The sequence below is a fragment of the Bacillus sp. 22-7 genome, from assembly GCF_010628845.1.
GTDB classification, from domain to species: domain Bacteria; phylum Bacillota; class Bacilli; order Bacillales; family Cytobacillaceae; genus Cytobacillus; species Cytobacillus firmus_B.
On sequence record NZ_NJQY01000014.1, the window covers coordinates 154,760 to 172,956 of the forward strand.

Annotated in this window: 18 protein-coding genes; 11 read left to right on the forward strand and 7 right to left on the reverse strand. The window is 39.5% G+C overall.

What is annotated here, in order from left to right; translation table 11 throughout:
- Window positions 1-356: 356 nt before the first annotated feature.
- Window positions 357-677 carry a hypothetical protein gene (locus CE058_RS12165; protein WP_048008067.1) on the reverse strand — a complete coding sequence of 107 codons (321 nt, stop codon included), beginning with the start codon at window positions 675-677 and terminating at the stop codon, window positions 357-359.
- A 206-nt stretch (window positions 678-883) separates the two neighbouring features.
- Here CE058_RS12165 and CE058_RS12170 point away from each other — a divergent pair, with 206 nt between their 5' ends.
- Window positions 884-1,405, forward strand: coding sequence for a hemerythrin domain-containing protein (locus CE058_RS12170; protein ID WP_053071307.1), 522 nt, complete (start codon window positions 884-886; stop codon window positions 1,403-1,405).
- A 246-nt stretch (window positions 1,406-1,651) separates the two neighbouring features.
- On the opposite strand, the gene CE058_RS12175 is transcribed toward CE058_RS12170, so the two are convergent.
- Entirely contained in the window at window positions 1,652-2,887 is a 1,236-nt protein-coding gene (locus CE058_RS12175) for an MFS transporter (protein WP_048008068.1), read from the reverse strand.
- A gap of 146 nt (window positions 2,888-3,033) precedes the next feature.
- Here CE058_RS12175 and CE058_RS12180 point away from each other — a divergent pair, with 146 nt between their 5' ends.
- On the forward strand, window positions 3,034-4,026 hold the full coding sequence (locus CE058_RS12180; protein WP_163142911.1) for a phosphotransferase enzyme family protein: 993 nt from the start codon (window positions 3,034-3,036) through the stop codon (window positions 4,024-4,026).
- A gap of 34 nt (window positions 4,027-4,060) precedes the next feature.
- On the opposite strand, the gene CE058_RS12185 is transcribed toward CE058_RS12180, so the two are convergent.
- Window positions 4,061-5,560, reverse strand: coding sequence for a PAS domain-containing sensor histidine kinase (locus CE058_RS12185; protein WP_163142914.1), 1,500 nt, complete (start codon window positions 5,558-5,560; stop codon window positions 4,061-4,063).
- 131 nt (window positions 5,561-5,691) lie between these two features.
- On the opposite strand from CE058_RS12185, the gene CE058_RS12190 reads away from it, so the two are divergent.
- The 3 genes from CE058_RS12190 (at window position 5,692) to CE058_RS12200 (ending at window position 9,664) form a co-directional block, all read left to right on the forward strand.
- Entirely contained in the window at window positions 5,692-7,275 is a 1,584-nt protein-coding gene (locus CE058_RS12190; protein WP_163142917.1) for a bifunctional metallophosphatase/5'-nucleotidase, read from the forward strand.
- Window positions 7,276-7,376: 101 nt separating this feature from the next.
- Complete coding sequence (locus CE058_RS12195) at window positions 7,377-7,832, forward strand: MarR family winged helix-turn-helix transcriptional regulator (RefSeq protein WP_163142920.1); 456 nt, start codon at window positions 7,377-7,379, stop codon at window positions 7,830-7,832.
- A gap of 137 nt (window positions 7,833-7,969) precedes the next feature.
- The gene (locus tag CE058_RS12200; RefSeq protein ID WP_163142923.1) at window positions 7,970-9,664 is read left to right on the forward strand and encodes a M3 family oligoendopeptidase; all 1,695 of its coding nucleotides are present in this window, start codon (window positions 7,970-7,972) and stop codon (window positions 9,662-9,664) included.
- A 46-nt stretch (window positions 9,665-9,710) separates the two neighbouring features.
- Here the strand turns inward: CE058_RS12200 and CE058_RS12205 are convergent, their stop codons facing one another.
- Window positions 9,711-11,864: an ATP-dependent Clp protease ATP-binding subunit gene (locus CE058_RS12205; protein WP_163142926.1), complete on the reverse strand. Its 2,154-nt coding sequence runs from the start codon at window positions 11,862-11,864 to the stop codon at window positions 9,711-9,713.
- A gap of 197 nt (window positions 11,865-12,061) precedes the next feature.
- On the opposite strand from CE058_RS12205, the gene CE058_RS12210 reads away from it, so the two are divergent.
- Window positions 12,062-13,120: a YkvI family membrane protein gene (locus CE058_RS12210; protein ID WP_163142929.1), complete on the forward strand. Its 1,059-nt coding sequence runs from the start codon at window positions 12,062-12,064 to the stop codon at window positions 13,118-13,120.
- 44 nt (window positions 13,121-13,164) lie between these two features.
- Here CE058_RS12210 and CE058_RS12215 read toward each other — a convergent pair whose 3' ends face one another.
- Complete coding sequence (locus tag CE058_RS12215) at window positions 13,165-13,848, reverse strand: hypothetical protein (RefSeq protein ID WP_163142932.1); 684 nt, start codon at window positions 13,846-13,848, stop codon at window positions 13,165-13,167.
- A gap of 464 nt (window positions 13,849-14,312) precedes the next feature.
- Entirely contained in the window at window positions 14,313-14,924 is a 612-nt protein-coding gene (locus CE058_RS12220; RefSeq protein WP_163142933.1) for a CPBP family intramembrane glutamic endopeptidase, read from the reverse strand.
- Between the two features lie 151 nt (window positions 14,925-15,075).
- Between CE058_RS12220 and CE058_RS25095 the strand changes: the two genes are divergently transcribed.
- Window positions 15,076-15,186 carry a DUF6254 family protein gene (locus tag CE058_RS25095; RefSeq protein WP_019381647.1) on the forward strand — a complete coding sequence of 37 codons (111 nt, stop codon included), beginning with the start codon at window positions 15,076-15,078 and terminating at the stop codon, window positions 15,184-15,186.
- A gap of 160 nt (window positions 15,187-15,346) precedes the next feature.
- Here CE058_RS25095 and CE058_RS12225 read toward each other — a convergent pair whose 3' ends face one another.
- A complete protein-coding gene (locus CE058_RS12225; protein WP_009331029.1) occupies window positions 15,347-15,535 on the reverse strand; it encodes a YkvS family protein in 189 nt (62 codons plus the stop codon).
- 273 nt (window positions 15,536-15,808) lie between these two features.
- Here CE058_RS12225 and CE058_RS12230 point away from each other — a divergent pair, with 273 nt between their 5' ends.
- The 4 genes from CE058_RS12230 (at window position 15,809) to CE058_RS12245 (ending at window position 18,187) form a co-directional block, all read left to right on the forward strand.
- Complete coding sequence (locus CE058_RS12230; RefSeq protein ID WP_163142936.1) at window positions 15,809-16,003, forward strand: hypothetical protein; 195 nt, start codon at window positions 15,809-15,811, stop codon at window positions 16,001-16,003.
- 148 nt (window positions 16,004-16,151) lie between these two features.
- Complete coding sequence (locus CE058_RS12235) at window positions 16,152-16,895, forward strand: SDR family NAD(P)-dependent oxidoreductase (RefSeq protein ID WP_163142939.1); 744 nt, start codon at window positions 16,152-16,154, stop codon at window positions 16,893-16,895.
- A 151-nt stretch (window positions 16,896-17,046) separates the two neighbouring features.
- Window positions 17,047-17,418 (forward strand): cbb3-type cytochrome c oxidase subunit I, encoded by a 372-nt coding sequence (locus tag CE058_RS12240; RefSeq protein WP_163142942.1) that lies wholly within the window; start codon window positions 17,047-17,049, stop codon window positions 17,416-17,418.
- 130 nt (window positions 17,419-17,548) lie between these two features.
- Complete coding sequence (locus CE058_RS12245; protein WP_163142945.1) at window positions 17,549-18,187, forward strand: ABC transporter ATP-binding protein; 639 nt, start codon at window positions 17,549-17,551, stop codon at window positions 18,185-18,187.
- The last annotated feature ends 10 nt before the right edge of the window (window positions 18,188-18,197 follow it).

Genomic DNA, 18,197 nt, shown 5'->3' on the forward strand with positions numbered 1-18,197 from the left:
TGAAAAAGGCTTTATCTTTCGGTACATTTACATTATAAATTTAAAATATTAAGAAACTGTTAACAAGGTATATATAAACTATGAATTCTAAAAAGGTTTTCTAATCTGACGCGTTAATGCATTTGAGTAATAGTGCTTTAGTAACTTAATTTTTCAGGCAGAATTTGTTAAACTAAATGTGGTCGAACTATTATAGTTGACCCCCTATAATCTGGAGAGCTTAGTTTGTCTAGGCTCTTTTTTTTATTGCATTAAGAATTATTGGATTTTGTTTAGAAGTAGAATTTACCTATATGTATGTTATTTCACATGCGAGGGTAAAAAAAGATGGAGCGAAGGAGAATGTTTTTTTGAGGCTAGCTGATTTTTTCTTGTCTATTTAAAAAACTGAACTGTGAATCTTTGACATTGGCTTCAATTTCTCTGGCATGTTCAAATGCTTTGTGGATGCATTCATGAAGAGATGAAGAATATAGTACTTCATTCCATGAAAAGCACCCTTCCGAATCTGATGGATAAATGGTTACTTTCCAGCAATAAAACTCTTTTTCCTGTTCTTTAAGCTGTCCTTCCAGAGCGATAAGCCAATGGGTGTGCCCCGTGGAAAGGTATGAGTCTTCTGAATTGGCCGGAATGAGGCACTTTTGATAAAAATCATAGAAAGTTGGCAGATGCATTTTAATCCCTCCTAACAATTTACAGGGTTTAGCTGCGCCGATATAAAGATAACTTACCTTTATTATATGGCAAAAAACGAGAAGATTGCACAAAATTATTTAAATTTTTAGAAAATTTTTCAGAAATGCAAAAAGTGATGGGCATCACAACAATCCTGACTGCCATTTTTTATACTGAACCTATAATAGATAGGAGGGGTTTAGGGATGGAAGGCTGTATGAGTTCCATGATGGGAAATGGACCAATCAAGCTTAGCAAAGGGCTGAAACAGCTGAAAGAGGAGCATCCTCCTCTTTTGGCAATGCTTGAAGAGCTGCTTCAGATCACAATTAAAATGGAGGAATCTCCAGACAGAGCTCTTTTTCAAAAGTTAACTGAACATGTACGATATTTCTGCAGTAAGCTGGATCCGCACTCAGAAAGGGAGGAAGGCGTGCTTTTCCGAATGATGGAACAATACCTTGGAAAAGGAACAGGCCCTATCGCGGTTATGGAGTATGAGCATGACCAGGCTAAAAGCTGTATTAAAGCTTTTTTAGGAGCAGCGGAAGGGAAAAAGCATTTGACTGAAGAAGAAATGGCCGAACACTCCGGGCTGATTAAAAATGCATACTATACTCTGACACAGCACTTCTCTAAAGAAGAAAACGTCCTATTTCCTATGGCAGAAAATCTTCTTACTGAAGACGAGAAAGAAGAGCTATATATTAAAATTCAGCAAATTTAAGAGGAGGGAGCACCTCCTCTTTTTTTAAACATAAGAAAGAATCATTTAAACTTAGAGAACTGTCTAGCTTAATCGCCTGCCCCTCGAGGTCACAAGCTTGTCTAGTTGTTGCTCCTAGGGACTAAGGGCTAGCCAATCCCTTCCAGAGGGAAAGAACGCCTTCTTGAAGGGCTCGTCTTATGCTTTTGGGAGGATGTGGCGTTCTTAGTCTGCGTTTCTTAGGTGGGCAAGGCGCTTACGCTTTTCTTATTTATTCCACTCAGAAACCCTTTCATCAGCCGGAAGCAATAAAGTCAGCAATCCCAAAACGGGAAGAAACCCTGTAAATATAATCATATTGGCCAGTCCAAGAGTGTCGGCCAGATAGCCCAAAGCAACAGAGCCTATCGCCCCCATGCCAAATGCCAGCCCTACTGTAAGTCCAGCCATTGTGCCGATTTTCCCGGGAACGAGTTCCTGTGCGTATACAACAGTCACAGAAAAGCTTGACATAAGTATAAATCCACCCGCCACCAGCATGATAAATGCAATAGCGGAAGGCACAAAAGGAATCAGGAGGGAAAGGGGAACAGTAAGGATCATTGAAAGAAAAATAATCTGTTTCTTTCCAAACCGATCTGCGAGCGGTCCGCCAAAAAACGTACCCAGCGCACCTGATACTAAAAATGCAAATAAGAAGATCTGTGCCTGACTTATAGAGAAAGAATATTTCTCAATGGCATAAAAAGCATAGAAATTTGTCATCCCAGAGATATACCATGAACGGGCAAATATCAAAAAAAGAACCAGGAGGAGGGCTCCCCACACCTTTCTGGGAATTCTTTTGTTTTGGTGAGCACCTGAATCTTTCCGCGGTTTAGTGGCGGTCAGTTCCTGCTGAAGACGTCCTGTATACCAGAATGCAATATAAATCAGCAGTCCAACTGCAATTGCCGCAACTGCGGTAAACCAGGCAGCCCCTATTTGGCCCAGCGGAACAAGTATGAGGGCTGTAATGATGGGAGCAAGTGCCTGTCCGGTGTTGCCGCCAACTTGATAAATCGATTGAGCAAGACCCCTGCGCTGGCCTGCTGCCATATAGGCTACCCTTGAACCTTCAGGATGGAACACAGCCGAACCCAAACCAATGAATAGAACTGAAAGAATGATCCATTTATAATCTGGAGCAAAAGCCAGGCCTAATACACCAAATAAAGTTGAGGTGAGGCCGATTGGCAAGGCAAAAGGGAACGGTTTTTTATCAGTGGCCATCCCTATGACAGGCTGCATGATGGAAGAAACCATATTTAACGAAAAAGCAATCATTCCCAGCTGTGAGTAGGTAAGCCCCATAGACTTTTCCAAAATCGGAAACATAGCTGGGATAACGGATTGGATGGAATCATTCAATAGGTGGCAAAGGCCAATGATGAATAATATCCGATAGGCTGTTTTCTGCTGCGGATCAGAATTTGGCTTGATTGTAGCAGCGGTAGCACTCATAATGTAAGTCTCCTTCTTTCTGAACATTTCGTAAAACTAAATATAGTGTACCTTATTCACGAGTCTATCAAAATAGCTATTTTGAAAACCCGTTAAATATTATATAATTTAAATTATTCAGAATAAAGATGAGAGCAGGGGAGCTAATGGAAAAAGCAGTTGATGCTTTAATGACGGACAACTTCCTCCATCATTTCTTAAGTATCTATTCTTTGAATACCGTGAATTATAAAAAGCTGGGTGATTTTGAAAACTATGTCTTTCAAGCTTCAAAAGATGGGGAAGAGCTAATATTGAGAATTACCCATTCGACACATCGCAAGCTGGAGGAGCTTTTATCTGAAGTTGACTGGATGAGTTATTTAAGATCAGAAGGTTTGAAGGTTCCAAAGGTAATGCCTTCACGAAATGGGAATATGGTTGAAGCCCTGGAAGCTGGTGATGGCTCTGTCTTTTATGCAAGCGTGTTTTCAAAAGCAGAGGGAAAACCAATCAGTGTTCGTGCAACGGAATTCAATCAGGAGTTATTTCATGCATGGGGAAGAGCAGTGGGGAAAATGCATGCAGCCACAAAATCATATGTTGCTTCTCCTGGCATTGTACAGCGTATTCAATGGGATGAAGAAGAACTGCTGACTGTTGAAAAATATATACCCAAAGAAGATGAATTAATTATTAAGAATACGAAGGATTTATTGAATCTGCTTCACACATTGCCAAAGCATATAAACAACTATGGTCTTATTCATACGGATATTCATTCCGGAAACTTTTTTTATGACGGAAAAGATATACAAGTGTTTGATTTTGATGACTGCTGTTATCATTGGTTTGCGTCTGATATCGCCATTCCTCTGTATTATTCAATTTTATATAAGTTTATAGAGGCGGACCCGGAAGAAGTGAATATCTTTGGCAGGATATTCCTGGAATCCTTTTTGGACGGATATCAGCTGGAGAATGAAATTCCTGGTGACCTGGAAAAACACCTGCCTTTATTCCTGAGGCTAAGGGATATCACACTGTATTCCGTTCTCCATAAAAAAATCGCACCTGAGGACAGGAATCCTCAGCTATTAGTAATGATGAAGTTGATAAAGGATCGAATTGAGAGAAACTCTCCAATATATTTTAGCTAAAAGGGAAGGTGCCTGGGATCATGCACCTTCCCTTTTATGGGTTTTTGATAGGCAGAAAAATATCTACATGAGTACCCTTTTTTTCTTCGCTTGTAATAAATATTTCACCGCCAAAAGAATGTACAATGCGCCTGCAGACCACAAGCCCAAGACCTGTACCCATTTCCTTTGAAGTATAAAATGGATGAAATATTTTTTCTATTTTGTCTTCTGGAATACCGGAGCCTGTGTCCGCGATCTTAAGCTGACACCTGGATTGCAATTTATTTAGCTTTATCGTTAGCTTTCCGCCGTCCTGCATTGATTCAAAAGCGTTTTTCGTCAAATTCAGGATCACCTGTTTCATCTGATCTTTCGTGCAATCGACAATGACGGGTTCATCTGAAAAAACAGATTCAAAAGTGACATTGTGTAAATTAGCTTCAGAAAGTATTAAAGGTTCTAATTCCTTTATAACACTTCTCAAATCCATAGCATCCATCTTTTGAGCAGTGGGTTTACCCAGAATTAAAAATTCACTGACAATCTCATTGATTCTGCTTATCTCATCATTTATGACCGAAAAATAATACTGGTCATGTGTATTCGTATATTTTTCACTCAATAGCTGTATAAGGCCTTTTATTCCTGTTAAAGGGTTCCTGATTTCATGGGCTGTGCTGGCAGCCAGAGTACCTACCAGTTCGAGTTTTTGCAGTTCATTTTCCTTTTTTTCTTTTTCAGCCTGTTTTTTTAGCCTTAAATATTTTATGAAGAGAAATAAAATATGAATTAAAATGGTTAATACAAGTATTGCCCGGAAAGCGTCCTTAATAATTTTCAGCATGTCTCTTGGCGGAAATTCCACTTTTACACTCCAAGGCAGCCTGTCAATCGGAATTGTAATGCTATTTTGACTGGAAAATGAGGAGTCTCCATTCATATTGATGTCCATAATTGTTTCCCTTTTAGAATTAAGAACTGAAAGCCGGGCATCAGGAGTGAGGAGCCTCATAATATTTTGTACGTAATCCACTCTCATATGTGCCACAATAATAGAGATTACATCTCCATCGTCATTCAATACCGGCTTTCCTATCCCAACGACTGTTTGCCCATTTGTCAGTGTTTCAGGAGTATTGGAAATAACAATATCTTTCGATACCAATACCTCTTTAAGATATTTCTTCTCAGATAAATCTGAGTTTGCTAAGAATTGATTTGATCCTGTAAGAACCATTCCGCTGGGATCAAGAAGGTAAATGCCTCCATAACGAGGATCCATTTGATTGGCTTTTTGGAGCAGTGGCTCAAGCTTTTCAGAAGGTGTGTCAGCACTTCCAGCAGTCAGCGAAAGCATCTCAAGTGTGGTCACGGTCTCGGAAATAAACTGGTCCCAGCTTCTTTGGTGTATCGAGCCAATCCATTTTGCTTCTTCGAGTCTTTCCATATCACTTTGTTTAACAGAATCCATAAACATAAAGATGCTGCCGGCTAAAGTGGGAATAATTACTGCGAATAAATAAAGCAGGAAGTTTCTGTTTCGATTATTCATGAGGGTAACTCCAGATTAATTAGGTTAATTTGTCCTTAGCTAACTGACATTAACAATATTATACCATTATGTGTTAAAAGAGGTTTAATTCTTTCAAAGGAATGTTATTTTATATGTAAGGAGGGGTTTTGATGAAATCGGAAGCGTTACTCACCATTTTAGCTACAAGTGATGTCCACGGACATGTTTATCCATATTTTTATGGAACGGATGAAAACGCTGAGCATGGTCTGGGCAAGCTTGCAGCGTTAATAAAGAGAGAAAAGGAACAATCTGAGATATCCATTCTTATTGATAATGGTGATTTGATCCAGGGAACTCCTCTTACTTATTATTATTCCAGAAACCTGAAAAATCAAAAAAATCCTATGATCCAGATTTTAAATAAACTTGAATATGATGCAGCTGTTATCGGAAATCACGAATTTAACTATGGAAAGAGTACACTTGCAAGAGCGGTCAGTGAATCAAATTTTCCTTGGCTTTCGGCTAATATCTTATTCAATTCAACAAAAGAAACTTATTTCGGGCTTCCTTATAAAATAAAAACCTTTGCAAATGGTTTGAAAACTGCGGTAATAGGTGTCACGACACAGTATATTCCAAATTGGGAGAAAAGGCAGCATATTGAGCAGCTTTCATTTGAATCTGCGGTGGTCAGCTTGAAAAGGTGGGTTTCCTATATCCAGGAGGAAGAAAAGCCGGACTTGATTATCGTCTCATACCATGGGGGCTTTGAAAAGGATATAAAAACAGGTGAACTGACGGAAGAACAAACAGGAGAAAATGAAGCCTACAGAATCTGTACAGATGTCCCGGGTATTGATGTTCTGATAACCGGGCATCAGCACCGTTTTATTGAAGGGGAGCAAGTGAATGGTGTATCTATTGTTCAGCCGGGATTTAACGGCCAGGCGCTTGCAAAGGTTACAGTAAAATTCAGAAAAAGACATAATGATTGGCTGATTGATGAAAAAAACTCTGCCCTGATTTATCCTAATGGAATTATGCCTGATTATGAGGTCCTTCAGCTTGCCGGTTATTATGAATCCAAAACCCAGAATTGGCTTGATACAGTGATAGGTGAAATTGAAGGAGACATGGTGATTAACGATATTTTCGAAGCGCGCCTTAAGGAGCATCCGCTGATTGAATTCATAAATAAAGTGCAAATGGAAGCTGCTGGTGCTGATATTTCCTGTACGGCGCTGTTTCATGAGGGAGCACCAGGTTTCAAATCTAAAGTAACGATGAGAGAAATTGTTTCTAATTATATATATCCCAATTCGCTATGCGTCCTAAGAATTTCCGGAAAGGACATTAAGGATGCTTTAGAGCGGTCAGCATCTTATTTTGAATTGAACAGTGATGGGGAAATTATAGTGAATCCTGAATTTTCATATCCGAAGCCACAGCATTATAATTACGACATGTGGGAAGGAATTGAATATAAAATAGATGTGTCCCGCCCAAAGGACAGCCGGATCACCGAGCTTCTTTTTAAGGGACATCCTATCAGGGAGGATGGCGAGTACCATGCAGTAATGAACAATTACCGGGCTGCAGGAGGCGGAGGATATTATATGTTCAAGGACAAACCCGTGGTGAAAGAAATATTAACCGATATGACTGAATTGCTTGCCGGCTATTTTTCTGAAAAGGGAAAGGTAATCCCGACACTGAACTGCAATTGGGAGGTTACAGCCGGCAAATGATCCTGATTTGTTAAATTGACAGCTTTCTTACTGTTTTCTATAATGATTGAGAATTGATTGATGTAAACGCTACTCAATAAAAGGTAAAGGGATTGGATAAAATGGGGTCTGAACAAATTGACCAATCGTTGAAATTATTTATCGTCCTGTCCAGGGCATACCGGGCTATTAATGAAAATGTAAATAAACGAATACAAACTTACGGAGTAAATCCAACTGAATTTGCAGTTTTGGAGCTTCTGTATCATAAAGGTGACCAGCCTCTGCAGCAGATCGGCGGGAAAATACTATTGGCCAGCGGGAGCATCACATATGTAGTGGACAAGCTTGAGCAGAAAGGCCTGTTAAAAAGGGTAGCATGCCCGACGGACAGAAGAGTTACCTTTGCGCAAATTACAGATGAGGGAAAAGCATTTATTGAAAATATTTTTCCTGATCATGAAAAACATATACATTCACTTATGAACGAGCTGACTTCAGAAGAAAAAGCAGCAGCCATTGGGGTATTAAAGAAGCTTGGACTATCAATCTCCCATGACAAAAATGGGGGAAATTAATTTAGACAGCCTTGACGGGCTGTTTTTTATTTTGTGGCAGATAAGATATGTTTAGGGAAGGAATTATCCAAATATTGTCGAAATAGTTTAGTGGTTTGTTTATAAATCGATATACATATACACGAGGGGGCAGTAATGTGAGATTTGAAGACTATACATATGTTCGTCCGAATCTTGAGAAAATAAAGGGGCAATTTGAAGCAGCGCTTGAAAAGTTCGAAGATGCAGCTTCTGCAGAACAGCAAAATCAGGCTATGAAAGAAATTAATGATATTCGCAATGATGTCGGTACCATGTTCAACCTATGTTATATCCGGCATTCAGTAGATACGAATGATGAATTTTACAAAGCAGAACAGGATTATATGGATGAAATTCAGCCTGAAGTAGAAGGGTTTGTTACAAAGTATTATCAGGCTTTGGTTAATTCCAGGTTCAGGGCAGAGCTTGAAGAGCGCTGGGGAAATCAGCTGTTTGCACTTGCAGAAGCCCAATTGAAGGTGTTCTCGCCAGAGATTGTACCGCTTTTGCAAAAAGAAAATAAGCTTTCTTCAGAATATACGAAATTAATTGCTTCAGCCAAGATTGATTTTGAAGGTGAAGAACGCACACTTGCCCAATTGGAGCCATTTACACAATCTACAGATCGTGAAATGCGTAAAAAAGCAAGTGAGGCCCGCTTTGGTTTTCTGGCTGAAAATGAAGATGAACTTGACCGTATATATGATGAGCTTGTCAGGGTTAGAACAGAGATAGCCCATAAGCTTGGATACAAGAATTTCGTTGAACTGGCTTACTTCCGCATGTACCGGACAGATTATAACGCGGAAATGGTTGCAAATTTCCGCAAGCAGGTGAAGGATTTCATCGTTCCAATCGCCACAAGGCTTAAGGAAAGGCAAAGAGAGCGCATTGGCGTTGATAAGCTCAAATTTTACGATGAAGGATTTGAATTTAAAACGGGTAATGCCATACCAAAAGGAGATCCTGACTGGATTATTGAAAATGGCCAAAAAATGTATGATGAGTTATCCGGTGAAACAAGTGAATTTTTCTCATACATGAGAGAAAATAATCTTATGGATCTGGTAGCCAAAAAGGGAAAAGCAGGAGGCGGCTATTGCACTTACATTGAAAACTATAAATCCCCATTCATTTTCTCTAATTTTAATGGGACTTCAGGAGATATTGATGTTCTTACCCATGAAGCAGGACATGCATTCCAGGTCTATTCAAGCAGTCATTTTGAAATACCTGAATATAACTGGCCAACCTATGAAGCAGCTGAAATTCATTCCATGAGCATGGAATTTTTCACATGGCCCTGGATGGAAGGCTTCTTTAAAGAGGATACGGAAAAATACAAGTTTTCACACTTGAGCGGGGGACTTCTTTTCCTGCCTTATGGCGTATCAGTTGATGAATTCCAGCATTGGGTGTATGAAAATCCGGAAGCAGCACCGCAGGAAAGAAAACAGGCTTGGAGAGAGATTGAGAAGAAATACTTGCCTCATAAAGATTATGATGGCAACGAGTATTTAGAGAACGGAGGATTCTGGCAGCGCCAGGGTCATATTTACAATTCACCATTCTATTATATTGATTATACATTGGCCCAAATCTGTGCATTCCAGTTTTGGAAAAAATCCAGGGAGAATCAGGAAGAGGCTTGGAAGGATTATTTAAAACTATGTCAGCTTGGCGGCAGCAAGCCTTTCACTGGACTTGTTAAAGAAGCTGGATTGATTTCTCCTTTTGAAGAGGGTTGTGTCGAGTCAGTTATCGGTGAAATTGAGAATTGGCTGAATTCAGTGAATGATAAAGGTTTATAAAATAAAAAAAAGAGCCGGTTATGAACTCCGGCTCTTTTCCATCCTATTAGCGCATTGGTTTAATGACAATTAAGCCGTTTTCCAGCTCAGCCTGTAATTGGCTATTCCCGCCATTGTCGATGATGAAATCTGCAATTTTGTCTTCCAGTTCATCCTGGATGATTCTTCTTAATGGCCTTGCGCCAAAAGCAGGGTGGTATCCGTCTTCTGCTAATTTTTCCTTAACTTCCTGGCTAATAGTCAATTCAAGCTCCTGATCATTTAATGTTTCCTGCAGCTCATTGAGCATTAAGTCAACAATTTTTAGTAAATGCTCATTTTCCAGAGCTTTAAATTCAATAATGCTATCAAATCGGTTCAGAAATTCCGGCTTAAAGAAGCTGCCGAGCGAGTCCAGAATATTGGATTCTTTGACGGCATCTGCTGCACCAAATCCAACATGGACTTCTTTTTGTCCAACTCCTGCGTTGCTTGTCATGATAATGACTGTATCCTTAAAGCTGACAGTGCGGCCCTGGCTATCTGTCAGGCGTCCATCTTCCAGTATTTGAAGGAACATGTGCTGTACATCTGGATGTGCTTTTTCTATCTCATCAAGCAGAATAATGCTGTAAGGATTTCTGCGCACCTTCTCGGTCAGCTGCCCTGCTTCTTCATGACCTACATATCCCGGAGGAGAGCCGATAATTTTAGACACGCTATGCTTTTCCATATATTCACTCATATCAAGCCTGATCATGCTGTCTTTTGACCCGAATAGCTCCTCCGCAAGTGTTTTGCTTAGTTCAGTCTTCCCGACACCTGTTGGCCCGACAAATAGGAAAGATCCAATTGGACGGTGCTTGGATTTAAGTCCTGCACGGCTTCTGCGGATGGCTTTTGCAACTTTTTGTACGGCTTCGCGCTGTCCAATTACTTTTTGTGCAAGATTTTCCTCTAGGTTTTGCATCTTCTCCTGTTCATTTTCAGCTAATTTGCCGACGGGAATCCCTGTTTTTTTCTCAATAATCTCCTGAATAAGGCTAGTTTCGATAACTGGCCTTTCAGCCTTGTTTTCTCCATTTAATGCCTGCTGGAGTTTTAATTCCTCTTCACGGAGTTTTGCAGCCTCTTCATATTTTTCTTCTTTTAAGACAATTTCTTTCTGCCTGCTGATTTCTTTCAGCTGTTTTTCAATATCTTCTGCCGGTATATATCCTGACTGTAGATTCATTTTTGAACCTGCTTCATCCATTAGATCAATAGCTTTGTCAGGAAGGAACCTGTCCTGAATATAGCGGCTTGACAGCTGCACACACGCTCTTATGGCATCTTCTGTAAAAGAAACTTCGTGATAGTCTTCATATTTTTGTTTCAGCCCCATTAAGATGTCAACTGCCTCATCAGCAGTCGGCTCATTTACTTGTACAGGCTGGAATCTGCGCTCAAGCGCCGGATCCTTTTCAATCTGGCGGTATTCTTTCAATGTGGTGGCTCCGACAACTTGCAGCTCACCCCGTGCAAGGGCAGGCTTTAGTATATTGCCGGCATCCATCGACCCTTCAGCTGATCCTGCTCCGACAAGCAAATGGATTTCATCTATAAAGAGAATAATGTTCTTCCGGGTTTGAAGCTCTGAGATCAACTGCTTCATGCGTTCCTCAAATTGGCCGCGAATGCCTGTATTTGCAACCAGGGATGCCACATCAAGCAAATAGACTTCTTTATTTTGAAGTTTTTTTGGGGCACGCCCCTCGGCAATATTAATCGCCAGCCCTTCGGCAATAGCTGTTTTACCGACTCCTGGTTCACCTATTAAGACAGGATTATTTTTGCTTCTTCTATTTAATATTTCTGTGACACGATTTATTTCTTCGTCCCGTCCAATGACCGGGTCAATTAAACCAGCTTTTGCAAGCTGTGTAAGATTTCGTCCGAATTGATCAATAAATCCGCCGTTGCCCTGATTGTGTCCCGGCGCTTCTTTTAGAGGCTGGTAGTTTTCATTTCCTTGAGAGGATGCCATCTTTTTAAAGAAATCCTCTAAAGGCGTTTGGCCAAAACCTGAAAAGCCGCTCAAAGCAGGCCCAAAGGAAGTAAGGCTTTTTTGCTTTTCAGTTTGATAACAGCTTTGGCAAAGGTTAAGGTTTCGTTCATTTCCATTCACTTTCAATCTTAATTGTACGTTTGCTTCTTTTAATTGACATTTTTGACAAAGCATTCTGCATACCTCCATTAATAAATTTGGTCTGACTTTGACTATATTTGACCTTATAACAATATTATAATTTGACCTTCTTTGACTTTCAAGTGGTTTGTTTTGGGATTTATATCCAATAACCAGTTTATCTTTAATGCAAAAAAGCTCGTCTTTGTTTGTACCACCCTACATATATTGGAAAGGAAGGAGGAGATTAAGTGAAGACGAATTGGGGGGCAGCTTTCCAGATCGCTGCCGTTTATGTGGGAACCGTGGTGGGAGCGGGCTTTGCCACTGGCAGGGAGATTGTAGAGTTTTTTTCCCGATTTGGTTTTATCGGTTTAATTGGGATACTGATGAGCGGTTATATCTTTATTTTTCTCGGCTCCAAATTAATGAGAATCTCTGCACGTATAAAGGCAGCATCCTATCAGGAATTAAATGAATATTTATTTGGAAGATTTTTTGGGACTGCCATTAATATATTGATGCTGTTTATGCTCCTTGGCGTATGCGCAGTTATGCTGTCAGGTGCAGGAGCCGTGTTTGAGGAACAGATTGGCATCAGCAAGACTGCAGGATTGCTCTTAACGATAGGGTTAACAATCATTACAATGATAGTGGGTATTCGCGGATTATTTGCTGTTAATACATTTGTTGTTCCGATGATGATTGCATTTAGCTTTATTTTATTGTTTATAAGCATGAAGCTTCCTGATTTTGCAGAACAGGTTCTGTTCATACCCTATGCCGAAGATGGATGGAAGGCGGTTGTGGCTCCGTTTTCTTATACTGCCCTGAATTTAACATTGGCGCAGGCAGTCCTGGTGCCTGTGGCTTCTGAAATAAATGATGACCGGACAATTAAATGGGGAGGATATCTTGGGGGAGCCGCGTTGACACTTATCCTGCTTTCCAGCCATTTAACACTGATGATGCTGCCTAATCTGGAAGCATATGATATCCCGATGGCCGCTATTGTAAAGACATTGGCATCATCGTTCTATTGGATTTTTGTGTTTGTCATCTATGGGGAGATTTTCACATCTGTTATTGGGAATGTGTTTGGCATTGAGAGACAGGTGAAAAAACACTTTTCCGTACCAAGTATTATTATTGTGGGCTTTATCTTTGTAATTTGTTACTTTATCAGTTTAATCAATTATGGGACATTGCTATCCTACTTATATCCGCTATTTGGATATGTAAGTCTGACCTTTATTATTCTTCTTTGGATGAAGCCGTTTGATGATGGAAGTAAGGGGAAAAAAGCCTGAAAAAAGAAAAGAGATCCTTTTCCATGGATCTCTTTCGATTTATATTATTCTTGCGGCTTCTCTTTCATAATGGTTTTCGCCATCTGAAGGAAAGCATCTTCATGGTCAACGTCTTCTTTATTGAAAATGGTGAGCTTAAGTGAAAGATTATCATTTTTCATAAGATAGGCAGAAACCTTCTCACCGTTTCCTTCTGCTTTCATTACAGAAGCATTCTTGTAAAAATCATCTGAAGGAGCTTTGGATGTTTGTACGTTTTCGCTGACAGCTTCAAGCTGTGCTTTAGTGTTTTCTTCAATCATATACCAATCTGCATCATTCGGAAGGAGTTCAATCCGCATGAATATCTGATCATTTTCCGAGAGGTACAATACATCCTTATTTGGTTCCTCGGCAGTCAACTCATATTCCGGGAGAACATACATCGAATAATTTTGATTATCACTATGTTTCAGGAAGGCTGTGTCTTCCTTCGTTTCATCCTCAACTGTATAAGTCATATTCTGCTCAAGGATTCTTATTACACTATTTCCTTCTCCATCTGTGCCATCTTCTGATGATTCTTCTTCTTCACTTTGTTCTTGTTCATCCTGTCCTTCCGAACCTGTTTCTTCTTCATTTTGCCCAGATCCTGCTCCATTTCCAGAATCATCCTGAGCTGTACCGCAGCCTGCCAGGATAGAAGCTATAACTCCTAGCATTAGCATAAATTTCGCCAAAATTTTCATCTCGTTCCATCCTCCCGTTGTCTGTCAGCGCCTTTGCATTATTAGACGTATCTGAAATAAAAGAGTTACATATAAATTCCTATTTACTTGTACATTACCATTTATGTAAAACATCGACAACACTCAACAAAAATTGAAAAAAGACTGTTTGCTTTTTGTGTATTATTTACTGATTTGATTGGAGAGAAAGGTGCGAGATCCTCGAAAATGCATGCGCATTTTCTTCGTGCGGTGTTTACTCAAGGGAGCTTATTCATTGTCCTGCGGGAGTAGCGGGACAGGTGAGACCCCGCAGACGCGCTGCGTTGAGGAGGCTCACCGCCTGCCCCGCGTTTCGCTGAGCTGCCTGGAGCGGAAATCAATGGACAACATTATAGGTCAATAACATCAATTCATAAGAAAAGAGCTTAAAAAAAAAGACAATTCATGAAGAATTGTCTGATCATCTCTGAGTCTGTGGAATTCTAATTAAATGGGAGCAGAACGAATAATAACAAGTCAAAAATAAGATGGGAGACGATTACTAAGGGAATGCTTCTTTTCCAAGCATATAGCCATCCCCAGAAGAGACCTGCGATTAGTGCTGCAAAAGCGAGCATCCAGTATCCTGAATAAAAATGGACAGAAGTATAGAGGAGAGAAGATATAATGATGCTTACCTTAACAGTCGTATGTTTCATTAATCTTTTTTGAACAAACCCTCTCCAAAACACCTCTTCTCCTGGAACTATAATTAATATAAGCACAATATAATGCCAAATAAACGAAGGTGAAAATCGGCCGTATAATTGTTCAACCTGATTAACTAAAGGGAGGTTGAGCAAATCAAATAAACTGTATCCCGTCCAAAATAGTCCGTATAAAAGAAAACCTGAAAGAGTTCCATAGGTAATGTATGTTCCAAAAGAAGCCTTGTCTTCCACTTCTTCCATTATGATGGAGTAACTGATTAGGAGCAGTAAAGAGGCAGAAAAGATATACCAAAAAATTGATTTATCCTGAAATGTAAAATACATAAGCAGATGTGCGAGTACCAGCCCGCCAATAAAACGGACATCTGCAGCAATATTTTTCAATTGATTTAACTCCTTTCAAGCAAAAAAATAACCAAACACTATTCTAACAAAAAACAAACATAAAAAGTAAGGAAAAGATTTCTTTGGTAACGCTAAGATAAAATAATGCAGAAATGCTAATCATAAGCCCATATGAAGGGAGGTATGTATAATGACGAAATCAAAAAGAGAAAAAGAGCGTGCCTGGACAGTTAGAAAGCAGGATCAGCATCCACATGGAAAAGTGAAGTCCTTAAAAGAGCTGTCAGGGGAGAAAGAATAAAAATTACGGCCTCCTAAACAGGAGGCCATAACTGTGGAGATAAATAGCGTGAAGCCGTAAGTGGCCGATGGTTCGGATCAGACAAAAGGCAAAAACAAAAAAGCAGCAAAAAAAGCTGCTTTTAAAAGTGACGTAAGAATACGCTTTCATTTTTACTTTTTTATACTGCTGATTCTCTGACAACCTTATAATTTTTATGATTGACAACTGTTCTCTGATCTAATTCGAGATCCCGGTAGTTATCCATGTACGTTAAATCTACAATAACAGAATTCTCATTTACTTTTTCTACAATTCCCTGTAGCCCATCACGGAATTCAATTATATTTCCAACCTCTGCTTTCTTCAAAAAGCATCTCTCCTTTTGTCCATTTCTTTCGCTGGTAGTAACAGTTTGCACTATATTTTGAAATGCGTAAAGAATTTTGCAATTCGCTGTTGCTAAGGTAAAATGTTACATTCTTTAGGTTGGTAATATTATACCAGATAAAATTCTTTTTTTACATTAAAATATTTAATATTCAGAAAAAACATCAATATGCAAATATACTATTTCATACTTCAAAATTAGCAGCACTTTATTTATGATTAAGAAAGAATGAAATAAAAGGAGTTCTGGATAATGAATCATGAACAAATTCAGGAAGTGCTCGAACAATTAAAAAATGGAATGATCTCTGAATTTCATGTGTCTAAAGAAGATTTTCTTCCTTTTCGCAGTGTCATCGTAAATAGGGAAGACTTTAAGCATTTTCGCGGAATCGCACAGAGAGGCGGACATGTTATTTATCAATATTTAGAATCACCCCGAAGCTGATAAAGGAAATGAAGCTTAAATAAATAGCACATAGCAAAGACACTTGATCATATCAGGTGTCTTTGCTATGTCTATGCAATGTAATTGAATAGAAAACAAAGGAAACTGGGTATAAAAGCAATAGATAATTTCGAAGGGATGTGCAAGCATGAGCGATTTTAAAGGAAAAACAGTCATTGTTACAGGAGGAGCCAGCGGAATAGGCAAGAGTATTGCCGAGTCATTCGCGAGGAAGGAGGCCAATGTTGTTATTGCCGACATTGATGAAATGAAGGGAAAAAAATTAGAAGAACATTTCAACCAATCGGGCATGAACAGCCTGTTCATTAAAACAGATGTTAAGAATGAAACTGAAATTAAGGAACTAATCACAAAATCATTTGAGGCGTTTGGTGCTATAGATATCCTGATAAATAATGCAGGCATATCAAAGTTTCATTCGTTCTTTGATTTGAGTGTGGAAATGTGGGAGGAGGTAATCAATACGAATCTTCGGAGTGTATTCCTGTGCAGCAGGGAGGGTGCAAAATTGATGAAACAAGGTTCCTGTATTATCAATCTTTCATCTACGAGAGCGGTAATGTCAGAAAGCGGAACCGAAGCATACTCAGCTTCAAAAGGAGGAATTGCGGCAATTACCCACGCGATGGCCAGTACCCTCGCTGAAAAGGGGATCAGGGTTAATTGCATAAGCCCCGGCTGGATTGAAACAGGCGATTATGAAAGTCTCAGAGAGATTGACCATAAGCAGCATTTTTCCAACAGAGTTGGAAAACCCGGCGACATTGCAAGGACCTGCCTATTTTTAGCCCATCCGGAGAACGACTTTATAACAGGTGAAAATATTACAGTGGATGGAGGCATGACAAGGAAAATGATGTATGAAGAATAATAGTCTCTATTCTCCTTTGAATAGAAACCCTTTGTAAATTAACCATAATGATGGTGAAAAAGTTGGGAAGAGGAACAAGTCCTCTGTTCTAAATGATTCTAAATGCTCATATTTTATTAGTGCTTTAGGATGATTTTAGGGGAGGGGTTCAATGGGCATTACTATGATTAAGATTTCATCCGTATACTTTGCTGTGGGAATTCTGCTGGGGTATTATATGTCGAGTACTCATTCTTACCTATTAGGTCCTGTTCATGTCCATATTAATTTACTCGGGTGGACGTCCTTGACTCTGGCAGGTATTCTATACTACATGTTTCCTGCTCTTGCAGAAGGGAAAGCCGGGAAATGGCATTTTTGGCTTCATAATATCGGCCTGCCAATCATGATGCTGTCACTGTCCCTAGTCCTGGTTACAGAAAATAATGCTTTTCTTCCTGGTACTGCTGTTGGAGCTACGATTACGGCTGGCGGCATTTTAATTTTCGTATGGAACATTCTGAAGAATTTAAAGGCACAATAGCAACTATATATAACGCATGGATTTTTAATCTGTGCGTTTTTTTTATATGGAATATTTTAAAACCATGGCAAACTTTTGTGATTAAGGGGATAAGCTAGAGGGTATAAGGAAACTGAAAAAGGAGCTGAATATGACAACAGATTTGCTGTTCGCTATTAGAGAATTAAGAGTTAATAACATTATAAATGTGAATCATCTTGACATAAAAAAAGATAAAGTAACCTGCATCACCGGAGAGAGCGGTGCTGGAAAATCAACTCTTTTGAAGACCCTGAACAAAATGATTACCCCCGATTCAGGTGAAATATTTTATAAAGGCACTTCGCTGAAAGAAATCGATTCTGTCCAGCATAGGAGAAAAGTAATCATGCTATCACAGGTTCCATTAATTTTTCCGGGCACAATAAAAGATAACCTGATTATGGGTTATAAGCTTAACGGAAAGAAACCTTGTGATGATGAAATACTTAAACAGGCTCTACATAATATGCAGATGACTAAGGAGCTTCATGGAGATGCAGGAACTCTTTCGGGCGGGGAGAAACAGCGCCTGGCATTGGCAAGGATCCTGCTCCTTAAAGCAGATGTTTATCTTCTGGATGAGCCGACTTCTGCACTTGACGAAGACACTGAGATGATGATTTTGGAGTACTTTATACGGGAAATCAAAAAGAAACAAGCTTCATTACTCATGATAACCCACTCCAATACAGTCAATGAACAATTCGCAGAAGAAAGAATATATTTATCGCAGTCTTACGGGCAGTAAGACCCCCACT